Genomic DNA, 16,847 nt, shown 5'->3' with positions numbered 1-16,847 from the left:
CTCAATCTGTCTGAAGCGGTGTTTTGGCGGTTGTCGATCGCCCAAAAGTGCGATCGGCTCTTTGGGCACGGACAGCATTCTCAAGAAACCCAAAATACTAATGCAATTATTGTCAAGTAATTTTCCGCACAACCTACAGGAGGTATGTCCGTGGTGCAACACTCAACATCAGACTCAACTACCGATTTAGTTCCATCAGAATTTCCCAAACAGTTAGATATCGCTCAAGTTTCTATCTACGGATTGAGCTTTTTATCTGCAGGTATGTTTCTGTTTTTACCTTTAGTTAACCTGCTGCATCCGAGCCATTGGCAGCGGTTGATGGGCACCATTCACGGCATGGGTGCAATGTTGGCAATGGTAGTGATGGTTTACACGGGACATTTGGCTTTCCCCTTGCTGCGGGGCTCCGGAAAAATCCTGCCGCAAATCCGCACTTTAGCCTTTTGGTCATCTATTTTGAGCTTTTTAGCCATCGCTACGGGCAATTGGGCTTATATGCGGTATCGGGCGGGCATAGATTTCGGCGGAGCTCGCGCTTTGCTGAAAGAAAACTCGCCTTTAGTGCAGTACGTTTTGATGGAATATCACGAATTTAGCGTGCTGTTTACCTTGCCTTTAGCAGTAGCTTGTACTTGGATTTTGTGGAATTATGGCGACAAGATTTTAGACAAGCAAAACCGCCCAGTTTTAACCGCAACCTGCGTAGCTTTGATGGCAATCATGTTTTTTTCAATGGGAGGCATGGTGAGCGGCCTTGGCGTTGCCAAAATTCAGTCTCTGTAGTCAGCAGTCCTTAGTCAGCAGTCCTTAGTCAGTAGTTATCCAACTATTAACTATCAATCATCAACTATCAGCTATCAACTATCAGCTATCAACTGTCTACTATATTAGGAAATTTGCGAAATGACTCGACAATTACCCCGCCAAAATGTTGCGGGTGGAGAACCTTTTTACGGTCAACTTTGGAGCAAATTAAAACACTTTCCCAGCGGTTTAGCTGAAGGTTCTGAAAATGCGCCTAGCGTTTCTGGTCCGGCAGCAGCAGCAATAATTAGTGCTGCAATTGGTTGTTTTACAATGATGGTGAGTCACCATTTAGGGGACACGTCCAAAGCTACAAACGAATGGCTTTGGAATCTCGGTAGTTGGATTCCGGGAAGCAAGACTAATGATGAATTGTGGGGCAATATCGGGAGTTACACCGGTAAAGAAACTATGTTGCTCATAGGTTGGCTTGTCAGTTGGCCGATTCTGCATGCGATTTGGAAAAATAAGAGCGTGAAAAGCCGCACTATATTTTTCTGGATGTTTGCTTTGTTAGTTGCTGCGACAGCTATGTCCTGGCATCCTTTATTCCCCTATTTGCCGTTAACTTAACTAATGCGAGGTTTGATGATGGAAACAAAAAATAAGCCGCTCCCAGCCAGGGAGATGCACAAAATAGTTTGGATGAGTACGGGAGTTTTGGTTCTTTTCTTTGTAACTTTTCCCATTGCAATGTGGCGGGTTAGCCAAAAAGAAAAGTTTCGCGGTTTTCACGTCAAGTCTTTGACTATTGAAGGGAAAAATCTTGCTAATGCTGTTGCTAATAAACCTGCGGAACCAGCTATTGCCAGTAGCGCTACTATTCCGGTTGCAAATAATTCCAATTTAGTTGTTGACAGTCAAAAAAAGCTGCCTGACAAGTCTCCTGATGTTGTACCTTTCACTAATCAGTCTACTGAAACCGCTATTGCAAATAGCGTTACAGACAAGACTGTGCAAGCTGTGCCTGTATCAGCAGGTCAGCAGGAAGCTCAGGCGGTCAATGGGACCGATCGGACAGCGGAAATTACCGATCGCACCAAGCTAGAAGAGTTAACTCTCAAAGTCTACGATCGCATCAATCAAGGTTGGCAAACTAGCCCTACCTTCACTCAAAATCTAGTGTACCGCGTGAGTGCGAGTCTTGACGGGGCGATCGCCAATTTCGAGCCGCTCAACCAACCAGCCAAAGATTTCACCCAAGAAACTCCCCTGCCAAATTTGCATAAGTCTTCCCAGACAGACATTAACAGCGGTGGAGCACCCGCAGCCAAGTTTACCGTAGTGTTTGCTCCTAATGGAATCTTAGAAGTTAACCCCTAACTGAGGCAAAAAAACTATCGGGTAAGCTGCGCGACGCGCGCCTTGCATTGAAATTTTTTCGGGAAATCAGGACAAAAGCCCAATATCTAAAGCGGTAAGGTGCTCCCAAGCGCACCTTACCGCTTTAGGCCTTCAAAAAAAACATTTTTTGCCTAAATTCCATTCACTCAAAAAATATGATATCCTAAACATTGCGCTTTATTGCATTCTACATCAAACACAACAAATGAAAGAACTTGACGAGAAAAAAACCCAAGAACTGCTAGCCACCATCATGGAATGGGAACTAGCAGGGGTCGTGCGCTACACCCACTATGCACTGATGGTGACGGGCCCAAACCGAATCCCCATCGTGCAATTTTTTAAAGCACAAGCAACTGAATCCCTGCTCCACGCGCAACAAGCCGGAGAAATTCTCACAGGTTTAGAAGGGCATCCCACCCAAAAAATTGCCGCCATAGAAGAAACCTACAAACACTCGGTAAAAGACCTTTTGGAAGAAAGTCTGAACCACGAAAAAAAAGCGCTCAAAAAGTATAAATCTTTACTTGAAGTAGTGACCGACTCCAGCGTTTATCTGGAAGAATACGCCCGCACCTTAATCGGTCAAGAAGAATTGCATCAAGTAGAACTGAAAAAAATGCTGAGAGATTTTAGTTAAGGGAAGTAATAGCCGGCAGTCCTTAGTTATTAATCAAATTAGTTTGTAGTAAGGACTTTAGTCCTTATTAACTAAAAGTCTCGCAGGGGAGGACTGAAGTCCTCACTACAAACTTTATGGAGGACTGAAGTCCTCACTACAAACTTTATGGAGGACTGAAGTCCTCACTACAAACTTAAGAAGGACTGAAGTCCTCACTACGAACTTAAGAAGGACTGAAGTCCTCACTACAAACTTTATGGAACTGAATTTTAGTGAAGCCATACCGACTTTTGTAATTACTCTGCGTGAAGGTGTGGAAGCAGCATTAGTTGTGGGAATTGTCCTAGCTTGTCTCAAGAAAGCCGAGCAAAGTCACCTCAATTCTTGGGTTTATGCCGGAGTCGGAGCGGGCATTGCTGCTAGCGCTTTTGTGGGAGTATTGTTTAATGGATTGCTCGCAGCAGTATCGACATCAACTCAGCCTTACGCGCCGGTAATCAAACAGCTATTACAGGGCGTGTTGGGAATTGTGGCGATCGCCATGCTAAGCTGGATGCTAATTTGGATGACTCAGCAAGCCCGGTTTCTCAAAGCTGAAGTTGAAGGAGCCGTTACAGCAGCTTTGACAAAAAATACCAATGCCGGCTTGGGCGTATTTGGCTTGATTTTCATTGCGGTACTGCGCGAAGGTTTTGAAACAGTCATATTTGTCAGCGCTCAATTTCAGCAAGGTTTAAGTCCAGCTTTGGGCGCTTTGGGCGGTTTGACTGGGGCGGCAATCCTTGGCGCGCTGCTGTTTAAGTGGGGCGTCAAAATTGATATCCGCCTGTTTTTCAAGTTTATGGGGATTTTGTTGCTGTTAATTGTCGCGGGTTTAGCAGTATCTGCACTCAAGCATTTTGACGCCTCTGCTGCTATTTTGTCGCAGATCGATCGCCAGTATGCCGCGATTTGTGTTTTTTACGATCGCACTGCACCAGTCCACTCTTGTATTTTAGGCCCGATGGTGTGGAATGCAGCAGGAGTTTTGCCCGATCGACAATTTCCGGGAGTGATTCTCAAAGCACTGTTTGGATACAGAGATCGACTTTATCTCGTCCAAGCTGCGACTTACACAATATTCTTAGCCACCGTCGGCAGTCTTTATTTCCAAAAACTAGCTACTAAGGCAACCGTTTCGGGCAAAAATACTCAGCCTACTCAAGAGACAACAATTGCTCCGTAGTTATCATCCCTTTGCCTGCCCACCTACCCAGAATCTTCTCTAAAATCTCACATCGCAGGAAAAATTCCTCTTCCGAAGTCTCGCCCACAGGTAGATGTTCTACTCCAGGCGAGATTTTTGGCGATCGCACTTTCTGATAGATACCCTCTTCACTTATAATTACTACAAGAATATTTACAAAGCTCAAAAAGTTCTTAATAAACCTTAGAATCCTTAAATGAAGCTTAAAATTAGTAAATTGTTCGCTAAAGTTACCTGGAACCCCCAGAAGGCTGTAGCCTCCCCCATCTGGTTAGCGGTGAGATAAATAATGATGCCTCGGATACTTGTTATTGATGATGACGCGGCGATCGCCGAACTCGTAGCCGTCAACCTAGAAATGGCTGGCTACGAAGTCACCCAGGCAGAAGACGGCATCAAAGGTCAGGCACTAGCAATACAAATGCTCCCCGACCTGATCCTGCTAGACCTGATGCTGCCTAGAGTAGACGGATTCACAGTGTGTCAGCGGTTGCGGCGGGACGATCGCACAGCCGACATACCAGTCTTGATGTTGACAGCCTTAAGTCAAACTCAAGACAAAGTAGAAGGCTTCAACTCCGGCGCCGACGACTACCTGACCAAACCCTTTGAACTAGAAGAAATGCTGGCACGAGTGCGAGCCTTGCTCAGGCGCACAGACCGCATCCCCCAAGCCGCCAAACACTCAGAAATCCTGAATTACGGCCCGCTGACCCTTGTCCCCGAAAGGTTTGAAGCTGTTTGGTACGTTAATACCGTCAAACTGACTCACCTAGAGTTCGAGTTGCTGCACTGCTTGCTCCAGCGCCACGGTCAGACAGTCTCTCCCAGCGAAATTCTCAAAGAAGTGTGGGGTTACGACCCCGACGACGACATCGAAACAATTCGCGTCCACATCAGGCACCTGAGAACCAAGATGGAACCCGATCCCCGCCATCCTCGGTACATCAAAACCGTATACGGGGCGGGTTATTGCCTGGAATTGCCCAGCAACGAGCAAGTCGCCGAGGAAAGCAAATCCTCTGCTTGAGCTAGCGCCCCAGATGCCGCGAGCAATTAAAAATCCAACTAGAAAAGCCTGAGAGCAAATGCTCTCAGGCTTTGTTGTTTGGAGTTTGAGTTGAATAGGCCGAAAAGTAGCCATTTATTCTCTTAATTGAGAAAAAACAATCCCGCACCCCCTGCGAGTCCCACTTCGATCGAAGCTTGCCCAGAAGAAAGTACCGGATTTCTTGTGCCACCTTGTCTTTTCCGAGAGGATTAGATAGCTACTTAAACAACACTCTACCCTTACTAAGACTATTTATCAATAAAATATGAAAAATTGCTCTAGTTGCTATTTTTCCTAACGGCAACCAAACTTCCCCGCCCGCCTCAAAAGCAGTTATAAACTTGGTTTCGCGATGTTTTTTACTATCTTGTTACATATCTTAACTAAAATAAGTGAAAAAGTTTATCAAATAGCTCTTGACGAAACTCCCAAAATTGTTGATTATCTATATCAATAAGCCGCAAGCGCTTAAAACTCAACTGACATCCTTCTCAAGAGGTAAATCGCCGTGACAAGCATGGCAAAAAAATCCTTCCCAGCCGAAGGAGAATCATTTCCCTGGTGGGCAGGCAACGCCCGCTTAATCAACCTTTCCGGTCGTTTGCTCGGCGCCCACGTCGCCCACTCCGGCCTCATCGTCCTCTGGGCGGGAGCTTATACCCTATTTGAGCTTTCCCGTTTTAACCCAGAATTGCCCATGTACGAACAAGGCTTAATCCTGTTGCCCAACCTAGCCAGACTCGGCTGGGGTGTCGGTGCGGGAGGCAAAATTGTCGATACCTATCCGTACTTTCAGATTGGTGTAATTCATCTAATTAGCTCAGCCTTTCTGGGCTTCGGCGGCATCTTTCACTCGCTCAAAGGGCCTGCCACCCTCGAAGAAAGAACTCCTTTCTTCGGCTACAGATGGGAAGACGCAGAAAAAATGACCACAATCTTAGGCATCCACCTAGTTTTGCTGGGTGTCGGTGCTTTCTTGTTGGTGGCCAAAGCTATGTATTTCGATGGTTTGTATGATACCACGATCGGGCAAGTGAGGGTAATTTCCGAGCCCACATTCAATCCCGCTGTGATTTTCGGCTACCTGTTCGGTGCAGGCGGCAAACACTGGCTAGCCTCCGTTGACAATCTCGAAGATGTTGTCGGCGGACATATGTGGGTAGGAATCCTCTGCATTGCCGGCGGCTTGTGGCACATTCGCACTCAGCCTTTCCCTTGGGCAAAACGCCTCTTCATCTGGTCAGGAGAAGCTTACCTCTCCTACAGCCTCGGCGCCTTAGCCTTAATGGGCTTCATCGCCACCTACTTTGTGTCGGTCAACACCCTAGTTTACCCAGAGGAATTCTACGGGCCGGCCCTAAAAATTGGCTTCGAGCAGTTTCCCTACTTTCACAGCGAAGGAATGCTGACCTCCCGCGTCTGGTTGGCTAACACCCACTTCTGGCTCGCTTTCTTCGTTCTGCAAGGACATTTCTGGCACGCCCTGCGATCGGCAGGATTTGACTTCCGCCGAGGCAAAGTCGTGCAACCAATGCGCGAAGACATCCAGCCGGGGGGCGAAGGAATCGCAGCCAGTCCAGCCAGTTAACCGCACCAGGAGGAAAGCAAAAATGCAAGCAATCGCAGATCCGAATTTAATACCAGAACCGGACAAACCGGAAAGCGAATACGGCTGGTGGGCCGGCAACGCCCGTTTCATCGACCTTTCAGGGCGAATTTTGGGAGCTCACGTAGCTCACGCGGGCTTAATCGTACTCTGGGCTGGGGCAATGACTTTGTTTGAACTTTCAAACTTTAACCCAGAGTTGCCGATGTACGACCAAGGGTTAATCCTGCTGCCGCACTTGGCAAGTTTGGGTTTTGGAGTAGGACATGGCGGTCAAATTGTTGATACCTATCCGTATTTTGCGATCGGAGTTTTGCATCTAATTAGTTCTACCGTTTTGGGTGCCGGCGGTCTTTACCATTCCTTGCTCGGCCCGAAAGTATTGCCGCAAAACAAAACATTCTTTGGTTCCTTCGGCTACGACTGGGAAGACAAAGACAAAATGACAACCATCATCGGCATTCACCTGTTGCTGTTAGGTTTAGGTGCTTGGTTGTTAGTAGCAAAAGCTGTATTTTGGGGCGGTCTTTACGATCCCCACGTCGCTGACGTGCGGGTAATTAGCGAACCGACTCTCAATCCCGCCCGCATTTTCAGCTATCTTTTGCCAGTGCACGGCCCGGAAGGAATGGCAGCAGTTGACAACTTAGAAGATGTTGTCGGCGGTCACATTTATGTTGGCTTGCTCTGCATTCTTGGCGGTTTCTGGCATATCTTTACTAAGCCTTTTGCTTGGGCACAGCGAGTGCTGTTTTGGTCGGGAGAAGCTTACCTTTCTTACAGTTTGGGCGCTCTGGCTTACATGGGCTTTTTGGCTGCCTATTTCGTGACTGTAAATGACACTGTTTATCCCGAGGTTTTTTACGGGCCTGTAGGTCTGACTGGCCCGGATGCAGCGGTTGTTTCTTCCCGGACTTGGCTGGCAACAAGTCACTTTGTTTTAGCAATTTTGGCGCTTTCCGGTCATATTTGGCACGCACTGCGCGTTCGGACAAAAGCGGCGGGATTTGATTTTCGATCGGGTGAATTTGTAACGGCAACTGCCAGCAAGGTTGAAAAGTCCGATCGGCTTCAACCTCAACCTGCGGCCGCAACAGCAGTGAGTTTTTCGGATGTGACTGTAACTTTTCTGCGTAACTTGCCGATTTACCGCAAGGGTTTGTCTCCGATAGTCCGGGGATTGGAAGTTAGCTTAGCTCACGGATATTTCCTGGTAGGAGCTTTTGCGGTATTGCTACCTTTACAAGAAAAAGGTTTAGCACCGCTGGCCGGATTGCTGGCAACTCTGGCCTTGGTGTTGATTTTGGCGATCGGGCTTTCGGTTTACGAAACCCGGAAAATCGAAGCAGGTAAAGTTTTGTACTGGCACAAAACGCCGGAAGATTGGAGTTTGTTCCGGGGCGGTTTTGTGATGGGCGGTACGAGCGGAGCCTTCCTCGCCTATTTACTGCTAGACAACTTTGCTGGGATTGATGCAATTTTCCGGGGCGTTATTAACTGAATAAAAACGGTTTGTAGTGCGGACTTAAGTCCGCTCCGAGCTTGCAGACACCAGGACGCACTACGAACAAATTCAATTTGTTTCAGACCAAACAAGTACAACAAGCAAACAAAAAACGATGCAAACCTACGACAATCCCAACGTTAAATATGACTGGTGGGCAGGCAATGCCCGCTTCGCCAATCTTTCGGGATATTTCATTTCCGCTCACGTCGGTCAAGCAGCTTTAATTACTTTCTGGGCGGGAGCATTTACTCTGTTTGAAATGTCTCGCTACAACCCTGAGATTGCAATGGGCGAACAGGGATTAATTTTGTTGCCTCACTTAGCTACTCTTGGTTTGGGTGTAGGAGCGGGCGGCAAGATTGTGGATACCTATCCGTATTTTGTGGTGGGAATGGTACACCTGATTTCATCGGCTGTTTTGGGTGCTGGTGCTTTATTTCACACCTTTAAAGGGCCTAAAAACTTGAAAGATGCCGCTTGTCGCGCTGGCAAGTTTCACTTTGAATGGGAAGACCCGAAAAAACTGGGCTTCATCTTAGGACACCACCTGATTTTCCTGGGCGCGGGTGCGCTGCTGCTGGTAGCGAAAGCGATGTTTTTCGGCGGTTTGTACGACTCGACAATTCACGAAGTCCGCACAGTTGTGAGTCCTACTCTCGATCCGTTAGTTATCTACGGCTATCAAACTCATTTTGCCAGTGTTGACAATTTGGAAGATTTGGTTGGCGGTCACATTTATGTCGGCATCATGCTGGTTCTCGGTGGCGTGTGGCACATCGTCAAAGAGCCTTTTCCTTGGGCTAAGCGAGTGTTGAGTTTCTCTGGGGAAGCTATTCTGTCTTACTCTCTCGGCGGTATTGCTTTGGCCGGGTTTACAGCGGCTTATTTCTGTGCGGTTAATACTTTGGCTTATCCGGTTGAATTCTACGGCCCGGTGCTGGAAACCAAGCTGGGTATTACCCCCTATTTTGCGGATACGATCGCCTTACCGTTAGGTGCTCACACTCCGCGCTGCTGGCTGGCTAATTCTCATTTTTTCTTGGCTTTCTTCTTCTTGCAAGGTCATTTGTGGCACGCTCTGCGGGCGATCGGCTTTAATTTCAAGCAAGTTGAAACTTCCTTGAATGCGGTGGGAACTGAGTCGTAAGACTTAAACACTTCTGGACGCACTCCACTAAAGAAACCGGGTTTTTACCAAATCTACGGGTGACAACACATCTTTCGTAAAAAACCCGGTTTCTGACCCAAGGAATGCGAAAGGCAACAATATTCAAGTTATAAATTGCCCGCATAGCTATTAATTTTACGAGGTAAAAAACTGTGACGATCGCTAATATTAATGATTTTGGAATGGATGGAAATAATGTTAAGTGGTGGCTCGGTAATGCCCGCTTAACTGATTTGTCGGGTAGGTTGTTGGGTGCTCATGTCGCTCACGCTGGTTTGATTATGTTTTGGGCGGGAGCAACTACTATTTCGGAAGTTTCTCGTTTTTTACCAAACGTGCCGATGTACGAGCAAAACCTGACTTTACTGTCGCATTTAGCAACTTTGGGCTGGGGTGTTGGTGCGGGGGGTGCTGCGATCGATACTTATCCTTATTTTGCGATCGGCATATTGCATTTAGTTGCATCTGCTGTTTTGGGTGCTGGGGGTCTTTATCATGTTTTTCGCGGCCCGGCAATTTTGCACACCGAAGGCGGAATTGTTGCTAATTTTCACTATGAATGGAATGACGCTAAGAAGCTGGGTTCCATTTTGGGAAGCCACTTAATTATTTTAGGATTGGGTGCTTTTTTGCTAGTGCTCAAAGCAATGAAGTTTGGGGGAATTTATGATAGTGCAATTGGCGATGTACGCCTGATTGCTAGCCCCAATCTCAATCCGGCGACAATTTTTGGCTATCTGTTCGGATTTGCTAATGGTGGCTGGACAATCCTAGGAATGGCTAGTGTTAATAACTTGGAGGATGTAATCGGCGGTCACATTTGGATTGGTGCGATGCTGATTGCAGGCGGCGTGTGGCACATTCTGATTGAGCCTTTTCCTTGGGCTAAGCGACTTTTGATTGTGGAGGCTGATGCTATTCTTTCCTATAGTTTAGCTGGTCTGGCTTTTATGGCTTTTGTTTCCTGTGCTTTCGTGGGGTATAACACGACTGTGTATCCTCCCCAATTCTACGGGAGCGATCGCCTGGGATTGGCAAATGCACAATTTCTATTGGGTATATTAGCCCTCGCAGGTCACATTTGGCACGCTTCTCGCGCCCGTCTTAATAGAACCTGAATGCGATGCAAAGTCAGAAACAAAGTTTCTTGCTACTTTGTTTCTGACTTAAATCGGTTTCAAATTTGTGTATACTTTGAGAAATTACCCTATGACTGTTTTTATTTACTGCTTCTGTCTCGGTATTTTGATGCTTCTGTTTTTGTGGAGCGCTTCCCTAGCATTGCGAGAAGGATTTCATCAAATTCGGCGCCTACATCAAATTCCTTGTTCAGATTGCGAATTTTTTACTAATGACTACCGCCTCAAATGCACGGTGCGGCCGTGTGTTGCTTCTACTGAGGATGCGATCGGCTGTACTGACTTTGAACCTAAGACTTGTTTTGCTAATTCTTGCCAGCAACATTGCTCTAGGGCTCACAAAGCTTATGCAGAAATACCGACAACCAATCCTTCTGTTCCACCTTTAGCAACCGGAATTAGGAGCTAGTAAATTACCCCGGGAAAAGGGGATAGATCACAATTATTTGGACAAATTCGCTATGAATTTATACAGCGCTAACTCACTCAAACTCGAACTAAACCAGAGAGGCTGCCGCCTGACTCCCCAGCGAGAAACTATTTTGAGTGTCTTTCAAACTCTGCGGCAAGGCCATCATTTGAGTGCGGAAGAATTATACAATACTTTGCAGAACCAAGGAGAACGAATTGGCTTGTCTACAGTTTACCGAACCCTGCATTTATTAGCAAGAATTGGGATTTTGCGCGAATTAGAATTAGCAGAAGGACACAAACATTACGAACTTAATCTACCGGAATTGCACCACCACCATCATCTGGTTTGCATTCAGTGTCACAAAACCTTTGAATTTAGCGATGAATCGATTGGTAAAATTGGCAAAAAGCAAGTTGAAAAAGCTGGTGTAGAACTGCTAGACTGTCAATTAACTGTGCGTGCTGTGTGCTTGGAAGCGCTGCGGGAGGGATGGCCTTCTTTGGTGCCGAGCAATTGGTTGTGCCCGAGATATCATTCGGAACTTGAGGATGAGGTTAGTTAAGTTGGATGAAATAAACTACAGGAATTGGAAATTGGGAATTGGGAATTGGGAATTGGTAATTGGTAATTGATTATTTGTTGTTAGTTATACCGTTTAGAAAAAAATGCAACAATAGATTTGCAGGGTGTGTTTCATCCACCCAATGCACAAGGTGCGTCGCTATGAGATTATAGGTTAAATTTACGGATTGTTCGCAAGCGACACACCCTAGGAATACTAATGACCCATGACTAATGACTGCTGACTGCTGCCAACTGCCAACTGACTGCTGACTTCACTTGTACTCAAGCAACTTCAGAATCGCAGCGTTGGTGTTCCATCCGAAATACGTTAGCGTACAAACTAGCAACAATCTGTTTGCCTTCTTGGGTCAACTGCAAGTAACCGAGAGATTCGCTGATGTGAGGATAAATTCCGCTCCAGTAAAACTTAGAGTAGCTTTGCAGCAAGTCGCCCGGATGTCGGTAGCCCAAAAGTTTAGTAGCACCGCTTTCTTCCAACTCGTAAAACAGCGCGCCAATTTTCTGTAAATATTGTGGGTTGCTGAGCTGACCTATCAAGTCAGCACCGCGAACTAAACTAGAATAATTACCTGCATTTTGGTCAATGTTGCCGTCAAGCACCGAGAAACGAGTTTGTTCTATGTTCTGCTTAATTACCTCAGCATTAATTAGCTTGTGGTTGCCGAAGCGCTCGTCAATAAATAGTTTTGCTCTGTCAACTCGGTAAGGAGATAAACTAGCCGCTGTTGCACCGGGAGCAAGTGCAATTCTCATGCCATCTTTGCCCGTAGCATACAATCCTTCTGATGCTTGGTCTTGCCGGCAAACTCCTTTGACATATCCGATATCTTGGCACAGCAAAGAAATGATGAAGTGCAGCCAATTTTCGCAGGAGACTCCGCCCTTGCGAATGTGTTTTCCCCGCAAGATTTCTTGACCTACTAACGTAATGCAAATGGCGTGTTCGATATTGTGATAAAGAGCGTCGCTGCTGGCGATGTTTTCTAACGCCATTGCCCCCACCCAGGCAATAATATCGGCATAGTCGGATTTGTAGCCTCCGTAAGTGCGGCTGTATCCGTTCTCCAGTTGTTTGATGAAAGCCTCGATCAGCAGTTCTGTAGAATTAAACATACCCTGTCCTTTTGCCTTAATATTGCCTGTCAAGTGTGAGTCTTATTTGAGTCTCTATATAATTTATATATGATTTTATGGATGAGATTTTAACTCACAACTCAAAACTCAATCACTCACCTGCGTTGTCCGCGCTTGCCTTTGGAGGTAATATCAACACTAACACTCCAAACGCCACTTAGTCCATGACTAAAAGCCATCCCCGTCGGACTGCATAGAGCAGTCTGCTAACAATTTTTAGCTCCTCTGAACTTTTTCAAGTCTCAGAATTAATTTCGTATTGAATTTGGTGCAACACCGTCCGATCTTACCGGATTTCCAAATGTTCAAGTAAAGTTCGGAAATTGTACTTTCAGGAATATAAGTTTTGGTTTTCATCTGCGCTCAACTAAATGTATGTGGCTTATTATCAGGTAATTTTATATAACTTTATGTGATGTCGATCTCCCTGAGGCTGTGATGCGATCGCACGGTAGAGTTGATGGGCGTCTCCGAAAAATGGTGGTTCGATATTTCGATGGCGATCGATTTTGCACCGCCGCTGTGACCCTCTTCAAAGTTGGGCTTCAATATATAATGCCACATATGTATCGCTACGGCGGGCGATCGCCGCATCCCAACGAACAGCCTTCCCAGCAAGAAAGTTCGCCCGAGAAAGCAAATTCCTTGCCAAAAAAAACCGCTTCGTGTACTATATAGAGTCTGGTATCCTCACTTACCCATAATTATTTTCATTTATCCCGTCCCCCCACAGGGGAAGGGACTTTCAGTGCGGATGCCGCCAAATCACTATATTCAGCAAAAAGCTAGAAATGCCGTAACTCATGCCCACTATTCAGCAACTCATCCGTTCAGCACGGGAACAAACGCAGAAAAAAACCAAATCGCCAGCTCTCAAGAGTTGCCCCCAGCGCCGCGGAGTTTGTACCAGAGTGTACACGACCACCCCGAAAAAACCCAACTCGGCGCTGCGGAAAGTGGCTCGGGTACGGCTGACAAGCGGTTTTGAAGTGACAGCCTACATCCCCGGGATCGGTCACAACTTGCAAGAACACTCGGTAGTAATGATCCGGGGCGGTCGGGTAAAAGATTTACCCGGAGTTAGATACCACATCATTCGCGGTACATTAGACACCGCCGGGGTGAAAGACCGCAAGCAAGGTCGTTCCAAGTACGGGGCCAAGCGTCCTAAAGAGAAAAAATAACGCGGCTCTCGCCCGCCGGAGTTAAAAAGCAAAAATAAGTTCGATCGTCATCGATCGAGATTTGAGCTAAAAACTCCAAATTCAATCAATCAAAATCAAAAATCCCAAATAGAACTATGTCTCGCCGCACAGTTATTCAAAAACGTCCAGTTCCGCCCGATCCAACCTACAACAGCCGGTTGGTAAGCATGATGGTGAGACGGATCATGCAGCACGGCAAAAAATCCGTGGCCTCCAGCATAGTCTACGACGCCCTGAAAACCATCCAAGAACGCACAGGAGCCGAACCGTTAGACTTGTTTGAAAAAGCAGTCAAAAACGCTACACCCCTGGTAGAAGTAAAAGCCCGCCGGGTAGGCGGCGCCACATACCAAGTGCCGATGGAAGTACGTTCCGATCGCGGAACCACCCTCGCCCTCCGCTGGCTGATCAGATTTGCCCGCGCCCGCACAGGCCGCTCGATGGCCGCCAAGCTGGCTAACGAACTGATGGATGCAGCGAACGAAACAGGCTCTGCCATTCGCAAGCGCGAAGAAACACACCGCATGGCAGAAGCTAACAAGGCTTTTGCTCACTACCGGTACTAATTGCCAAATCGTCGGGCATGGAGAAGAAGCCGATCGTGCGGTATAAAAGCGGCGACAAATTGGCAAGTGTAAGTTGTGAGTGCTGAGATTGCTTCGAGACGGCTTAGTTGCCCTTATTGAAGCAAACTCAAAACTCCCAAAATTAAAATTCACGCACTCTCAATCCTCCATGTCGCATCCTTAATATTTTTGTAAACAAATGTTGCAAAAAATATTAAAATGTAATAATAAGCTCCAGAGATGGTAGTAAGTCGCTGGGGAGTGCAAAATAGGGTTACTGTGTAGTATAGTAGTATTATAACAGCAACACAAGATTAAGGAGGTAGCTGTGGCACGTACCGTCCCGCTAGAAAAAACTCGCAACATCGGCATCGCCGCCCACATTGATGCGGGCAAAACAACAACAACTGAAAGAATTCTGTTCTATTCAGGCATGGTTCACAAAATGGGTGAAGTGCACGAGGGAACAGCAGTCACCGACTGGATGGAGCAAGAGCGGGAGCGGGGAATTACAATTACTGCCGCCGCTATCACCACCAGTTGGAAAGATTACAAAATCAACATCATCGACACTCCCGGACACGTAGACTTCACGATCGAAGTCGAACGCTCGATGCGAGTGCTCGACGGAGTGATCGCAGTGTTCTGCTCGGTAGGCGGAGTGCAGCCGCAATCCGAAACAGTTTGGCGCCAAGCCGATCGGTATAAAGTACCCCGGATTGTGTTCGTCAACAAAATGGATCGGATGGGCGCAAACTTCTACAAAGTCTACGGCCAAATTCGCGATCGCATGAGAGCGAACGCCGTACCCGTCCAAATCCCGATCGGCAGCGAAGAAAACTTCCGGGGAATTGTAGATTTAGTGGAGATGAAAGCCTACATCTACAACAACAACACCGGCACCGACATCGAGGAAATAGAAATCCCCGACGAGGTAAAAGAACTCGCCGCAGAATACCGCACCAAGCTGATCGAGTCTGTAGCAGAAACCAGCGACGCCCTCACGGAGAAATACCTCGAAGGCGAAGAGTTAACAGAAGACGAAATCCGCTCGGCTCTGCGCCGCGGTACAGTCGAAGGTACGATCGTCCCCATGCTCTGCGGTTCTGCCTTCAAAAACAAAGGCGTTCAGCTTTTGTTAGATGCAGTGATCGACTACCTGCCGTCGCCCTTGGAAGTTCCTCCAATTCAAGGACTGCTGCCCAACGGCGACACCGCAGAGCGATTTGCAGACGACAGCGCGCCCCTGTCAGCCCTGGCATTCAAAATCATGGCAGACCCCTACGGCCGCCTGACCTTTGTTCGCGTATACTCCGGTATCCTCAAAAAAGGAACCTACGTCCTCAACTCCACCAAAGACAAAAAAGAGCGAGTATCTCGCCTAATTGTCCTTAAAGCGGACGATCGCATAGAAGTTGAGGAACTGCGGGCCGGAGACCTGGGAGCAGCCTTGGGTTTGAAAGACACCTTCACCGGCGACACCCTCTGCGAAGATGGAGCGCCAGTGATTCTGGAATCCCTGTTTATTCCAGAACCAGTCATCTCCGTGGCTGTCGAACCCAAAACCAAACAAGACATGGAGAAGCTCTCCAAAGCCCTCCAGTCGCTCTCGGAAGAAGACCCCACCTTCCGAGTCAACGTTGACCCAGAAACCAACCAGACAGTCATCGCCGGCATGGGCGAACTCCACCTGGAAATTCTGGTAGACAGGATGCTGCGGGAATTCAAAGTAGAAGCCAACGTCGGTCAGCCGCAAGTAGCCTACCGGGAAACCATTCGCAAATCCGTCCGCGCCGAAGGTAAATTTATTCGCCAAAGCGGCGGTAAAGGTCAGTACGGTCACGTCGTGATCGAACTCGAACCCACCGAAGTCGGAACAGGCTTTGAATTTGTCTCCAAAATTGTCGGCGGCACTGTACCCAAAGAGTACATCGGCCCTGCAGAACAAGGGATGAAAGAAGCGTGCGAATCAGGTATTGTAGCAGGATATCCAGTGATCGACCTCAAAGCTACTATGGTAGACGGGTCTTTCCACGATGTAGACTCCTCAGAAATGGCATTCAAGATCGCCGGTTCAATGGCGATCAAAGAAGCCGTGATGAAGGCGTCGCCAGTGCTGCTAGAGCCTATGATGAAAGTAGAGGTTGAAGTTCCCGAAGATTACATCGGGAACATCATCGGAGACCTCAACTCGCGTCGGGGTCAGATCGAAGGTCAAGAGACGGATCAGGGAATTGCCAAAGTTTCTGTAAAAGTTCCACTAGCAGAAATGTTCGGTTACGCTACTGACATCCGCTCAAAAACCCAAGGTCGAGGCATCTTCACAATGGAATTCAGCCATTACGAAGAAGTGCCGCGAAATGTGGCTGAAGCCATTATCGCTAAGAACAAAGGGAACTAATGATTTAAGGTTTTAGATTTTGGATTTTGGATTGAATCCAAAATCTAGAAT

18 protein-coding genes and 1 pseudogene are annotated in these 16,847 nt (G+C 47.2%); 17 read left to right on the top strand and 2 right to left on the bottom strand.

Features of this window, described 5'->3' with window-relative positions:
• Positions 1-144 precede the first annotated feature (144 nt).
• The 13 genes and pseudogenes from JGK39_RS07450 (at position 145) to JGK39_RS07390 (ending at position 11,467) form a co-directional block, all read left to right on the top strand.
• Positions 145-786, top strand: a complete 642-nt coding sequence (locus JGK39_RS07450) for a hypothetical protein (RefSeq protein ID WP_293256185.1) — start codon at positions 145-147, stop codon at positions 784-786.
• 120 nt (positions 787-906) lie between these two features.
• Positions 907-1,380, top strand: coding sequence for a hypothetical protein (locus tag JGK39_RS07445; protein WP_293256182.1), 474 nt, complete (start codon positions 907-909; stop codon positions 1,378-1,380).
• Between the two features lie 15 nt (positions 1,381-1,395).
• On the top strand, positions 1,396-2,130 hold the full coding sequence (locus JGK39_RS07440; RefSeq protein WP_293256179.1) for a hypothetical protein: 735 nt from the start codon (positions 1,396-1,398) through the stop codon (positions 2,128-2,130).
• A gap of 226 nt (positions 2,131-2,356) precedes the next feature.
• Entirely contained in the window at positions 2,357-2,791 is a 435-nt protein-coding gene (locus tag JGK39_RS07435) for a ferritin-like domain-containing protein (protein ID WP_293256176.1), read from the top strand.
• A gap of 244 nt (positions 2,792-3,035) precedes the next feature.
• Entirely contained in the window at positions 3,036-3,998 is a 963-nt protein-coding gene (locus JGK39_RS07430; RefSeq protein WP_293256253.1) for an FTR1 family protein, read from the top strand.
• A 313-nt stretch (positions 3,999-4,311) separates the two neighbouring features.
• Positions 4,312-5,049: a response regulator transcription factor gene (locus tag JGK39_RS07425; RefSeq protein WP_293256250.1), complete on the top strand. Its 738-nt coding sequence runs from the start codon at positions 4,312-4,314 to the stop codon at positions 5,047-5,049.
• Positions 5,050-5,587: 538 nt separating this feature from the next.
• Positions 5,588-6,658, top strand: coding sequence for a chlorophyll a/b binding light-harvesting protein (locus tag JGK39_RS07420; RefSeq protein ID WP_293256173.1), 1,071 nt, complete (start codon positions 5,588-5,590; stop codon positions 6,656-6,658).
• Positions 6,659-6,680: 22 nt separating this feature from the next.
• Positions 6,681-7,691: pseudogene (locus JGK39_RS07415) on the top strand (chlorophyll a/b binding light-harvesting protein); the annotation flags it as partial.
• A gap of 84 nt (positions 7,692-7,775) precedes the next feature.
• The gene (locus JGK39_RS07410) at positions 7,776-8,177 is read left to right on the top strand and encodes a photosystem I reaction center subunit XI (protein ID WP_293256247.1); all 402 of its coding nucleotides are present in this window, start codon (positions 7,776-7,778) and stop codon (positions 8,175-8,177) included.
• A gap of 118 nt (positions 8,178-8,295) precedes the next feature.
• Entirely contained in the window at positions 8,296-9,330 is a 1,035-nt protein-coding gene (locus tag JGK39_RS07405; RefSeq protein ID WP_293256170.1) for a chlorophyll a/b binding light-harvesting protein, read from the top strand.
• Positions 9,331-9,503: 173 nt separating this feature from the next.
• Complete coding sequence (locus tag JGK39_RS07400) at positions 9,504-10,469, top strand: chlorophyll a/b binding light-harvesting protein (RefSeq protein ID WP_293295814.1); 966 nt, start codon at positions 9,504-9,506, stop codon at positions 10,467-10,469.
• Positions 10,470-10,560: 91 nt separating this feature from the next.
• Positions 10,561-10,899, top strand: coding sequence for a hypothetical protein (locus tag JGK39_RS07395; protein WP_293256164.1), 339 nt, complete (start codon positions 10,561-10,563; stop codon positions 10,897-10,899).
• A 52-nt stretch (positions 10,900-10,951) separates the two neighbouring features.
• Positions 10,952-11,467 carry a transcriptional repressor gene (locus JGK39_RS07390; protein ID WP_293256159.1) on the top strand — a complete coding sequence of 172 codons (516 nt, stop codon included), beginning with the start codon at positions 10,952-10,954 and terminating at the stop codon, positions 11,465-11,467.
• Positions 11,468-11,751: 284 nt separating this feature from the next.
• Here the strand turns inward: JGK39_RS07390 and JGK39_RS07385 are convergent, their stop codons facing one another.
• The gene (locus JGK39_RS07385) at positions 11,752-12,603 is read right to left on the bottom strand and encodes an Npun_R2479 family HD domain-containing metalloprotein (protein ID WP_293256156.1); all 852 of its coding nucleotides are present in this window, start codon (positions 12,601-12,603) and stop codon (positions 11,752-11,754) included.
• A 429-nt stretch (positions 12,604-13,032) separates the two neighbouring features.
• Positions 13,033-13,188, bottom strand: coding sequence for a hypothetical protein (locus JGK39_RS07380; RefSeq protein ID WP_293256148.1), 156 nt, complete (start codon positions 13,186-13,188; stop codon positions 13,033-13,035).
• On the opposite strand from JGK39_RS07380, the gene JGK39_RS07375 reads away from it, so the two are divergent.
• The 4 genes from JGK39_RS07375 (at position 13,180) to fusA (ending at position 16,796) form a co-directional block, all read left to right on the top strand.
• On the top strand, positions 13,180-13,302 hold the full coding sequence (locus tag JGK39_RS07375; RefSeq protein WP_293256145.1) for a hypothetical protein: 123 nt from the start codon (positions 13,180-13,182) through the stop codon (positions 13,300-13,302). The genes JGK39_RS07380 and JGK39_RS07375 overlap by 9 nt on opposite strands.
• Positions 13,303-13,427: 125 nt before the next feature.
• Positions 13,428-13,808, top strand: a complete 381-nt coding sequence (gene rpsL / locus JGK39_RS07370) for a 30S ribosomal protein S12 (RefSeq protein WP_006632197.1) — start codon at positions 13,428-13,430, stop codon at positions 13,806-13,808.
• Between the two features lie 116 nt (positions 13,809-13,924).
• A complete protein-coding gene (gene rpsG / locus JGK39_RS07365; protein ID WP_006632196.1) occupies positions 13,925-14,395 on the top strand; it encodes a 30S ribosomal protein S7 in 471 nt (156 codons plus the stop codon).
• Positions 14,396-14,723: 328 nt separating this feature from the next.
• Complete coding sequence (gene fusA / locus JGK39_RS07360) at positions 14,724-16,796, top strand: elongation factor G (protein WP_293256142.1); 2,073 nt, start codon at positions 14,724-14,726, stop codon at positions 16,794-16,796.
• Positions 16,797-16,847: the final 51 nt, after the last annotated feature.

It is taken from the genome of Microcoleus sp. PH2017_12_PCY_D_A, from assembly GCF_020738565.1.
Classification (GTDB): Bacteria; Cyanobacteriota; Cyanobacteriia; order Cyanobacteriales; family Microcoleaceae; genus Microcoleus.
This window is presented reverse-complemented; position numbering and strand designations above follow the sequence as displayed.

Coding starts and splice junctions, on each gene's coding strand:
- JGK39_RS07450 (WP_293256185.1), top strand. CDS start 145: ATGTCCGTGGTGCAACACTCAACATCAGACTCAACTACCGATTTAGTT.
- JGK39_RS07445 (WP_293256182.1), top strand. CDS start 907: ATGACTCGACAATTACCCCGCCAAAATGTTGCGGGTGGAGAACCTTTT.
- JGK39_RS07440 (WP_293256179.1), top strand. CDS start 1,396: ATGATGGAAACAAAAAATAAGCCGCTCCCAGCCAGGGAGATGCACAAA.
- JGK39_RS07435 (WP_293256176.1), top strand. CDS start 2,357: ATGAAAGAACTTGACGAGAAAAAAACCCAAGAACTGCTAGCCACCATC.
- JGK39_RS07425 (WP_293256250.1), top strand. CDS start 4,312: ATGCCTCGGATACTTGTTATTGATGATGACGCGGCGATCGCCGAACTC.
- JGK39_RS07420 (WP_293256173.1), top strand. CDS start 5,588: ATGGCAAAAAAATCCTTCCCAGCCGAAGGAGAATCATTTCCCTGGTGG.
- JGK39_RS07405 (WP_293256170.1), top strand. CDS start 8,296: ATGCAAACCTACGACAATCCCAACGTTAAATATGACTGGTGGGCAGGC.
- JGK39_RS07395 (WP_293256164.1), top strand. CDS start 10,561: ATGACTGTTTTTATTTACTGCTTCTGTCTCGGTATTTTGATGCTTCTG.
- JGK39_RS07390 (WP_293256159.1), top strand. CDS start 10,952: ATGAATTTATACAGCGCTAACTCACTCAAACTCGAACTAAACCAGAGA.
- JGK39_RS07385 (WP_293256156.1), bottom strand. CDS start 12,603: ATGTTTAATTCTACAGAACTGCTGATCGAGGCTTTCATCAAACAACTG.
- JGK39_RS07375 (WP_293256145.1), top strand. CDS start 13,180: ATGCCACATATGTATCGCTACGGCGGGCGATCGCCGCATCCCAACGAA.
- JGK39_RS07380 (WP_293256148.1), bottom strand. CDS start 13,188: ATGTGGCATTATATATTGAAGCCCAACTTTGAAGAGGGTCACAGCGGC.
- rpsL (WP_006632197.1), top strand. CDS start 13,428: ATGCCCACTATTCAGCAACTCATCCGTTCAGCACGGGAACAAACGCAG.
- rpsG (WP_006632196.1), top strand. CDS start 13,925: ATGTCTCGCCGCACAGTTATTCAAAAACGTCCAGTTCCGCCCGATCCA.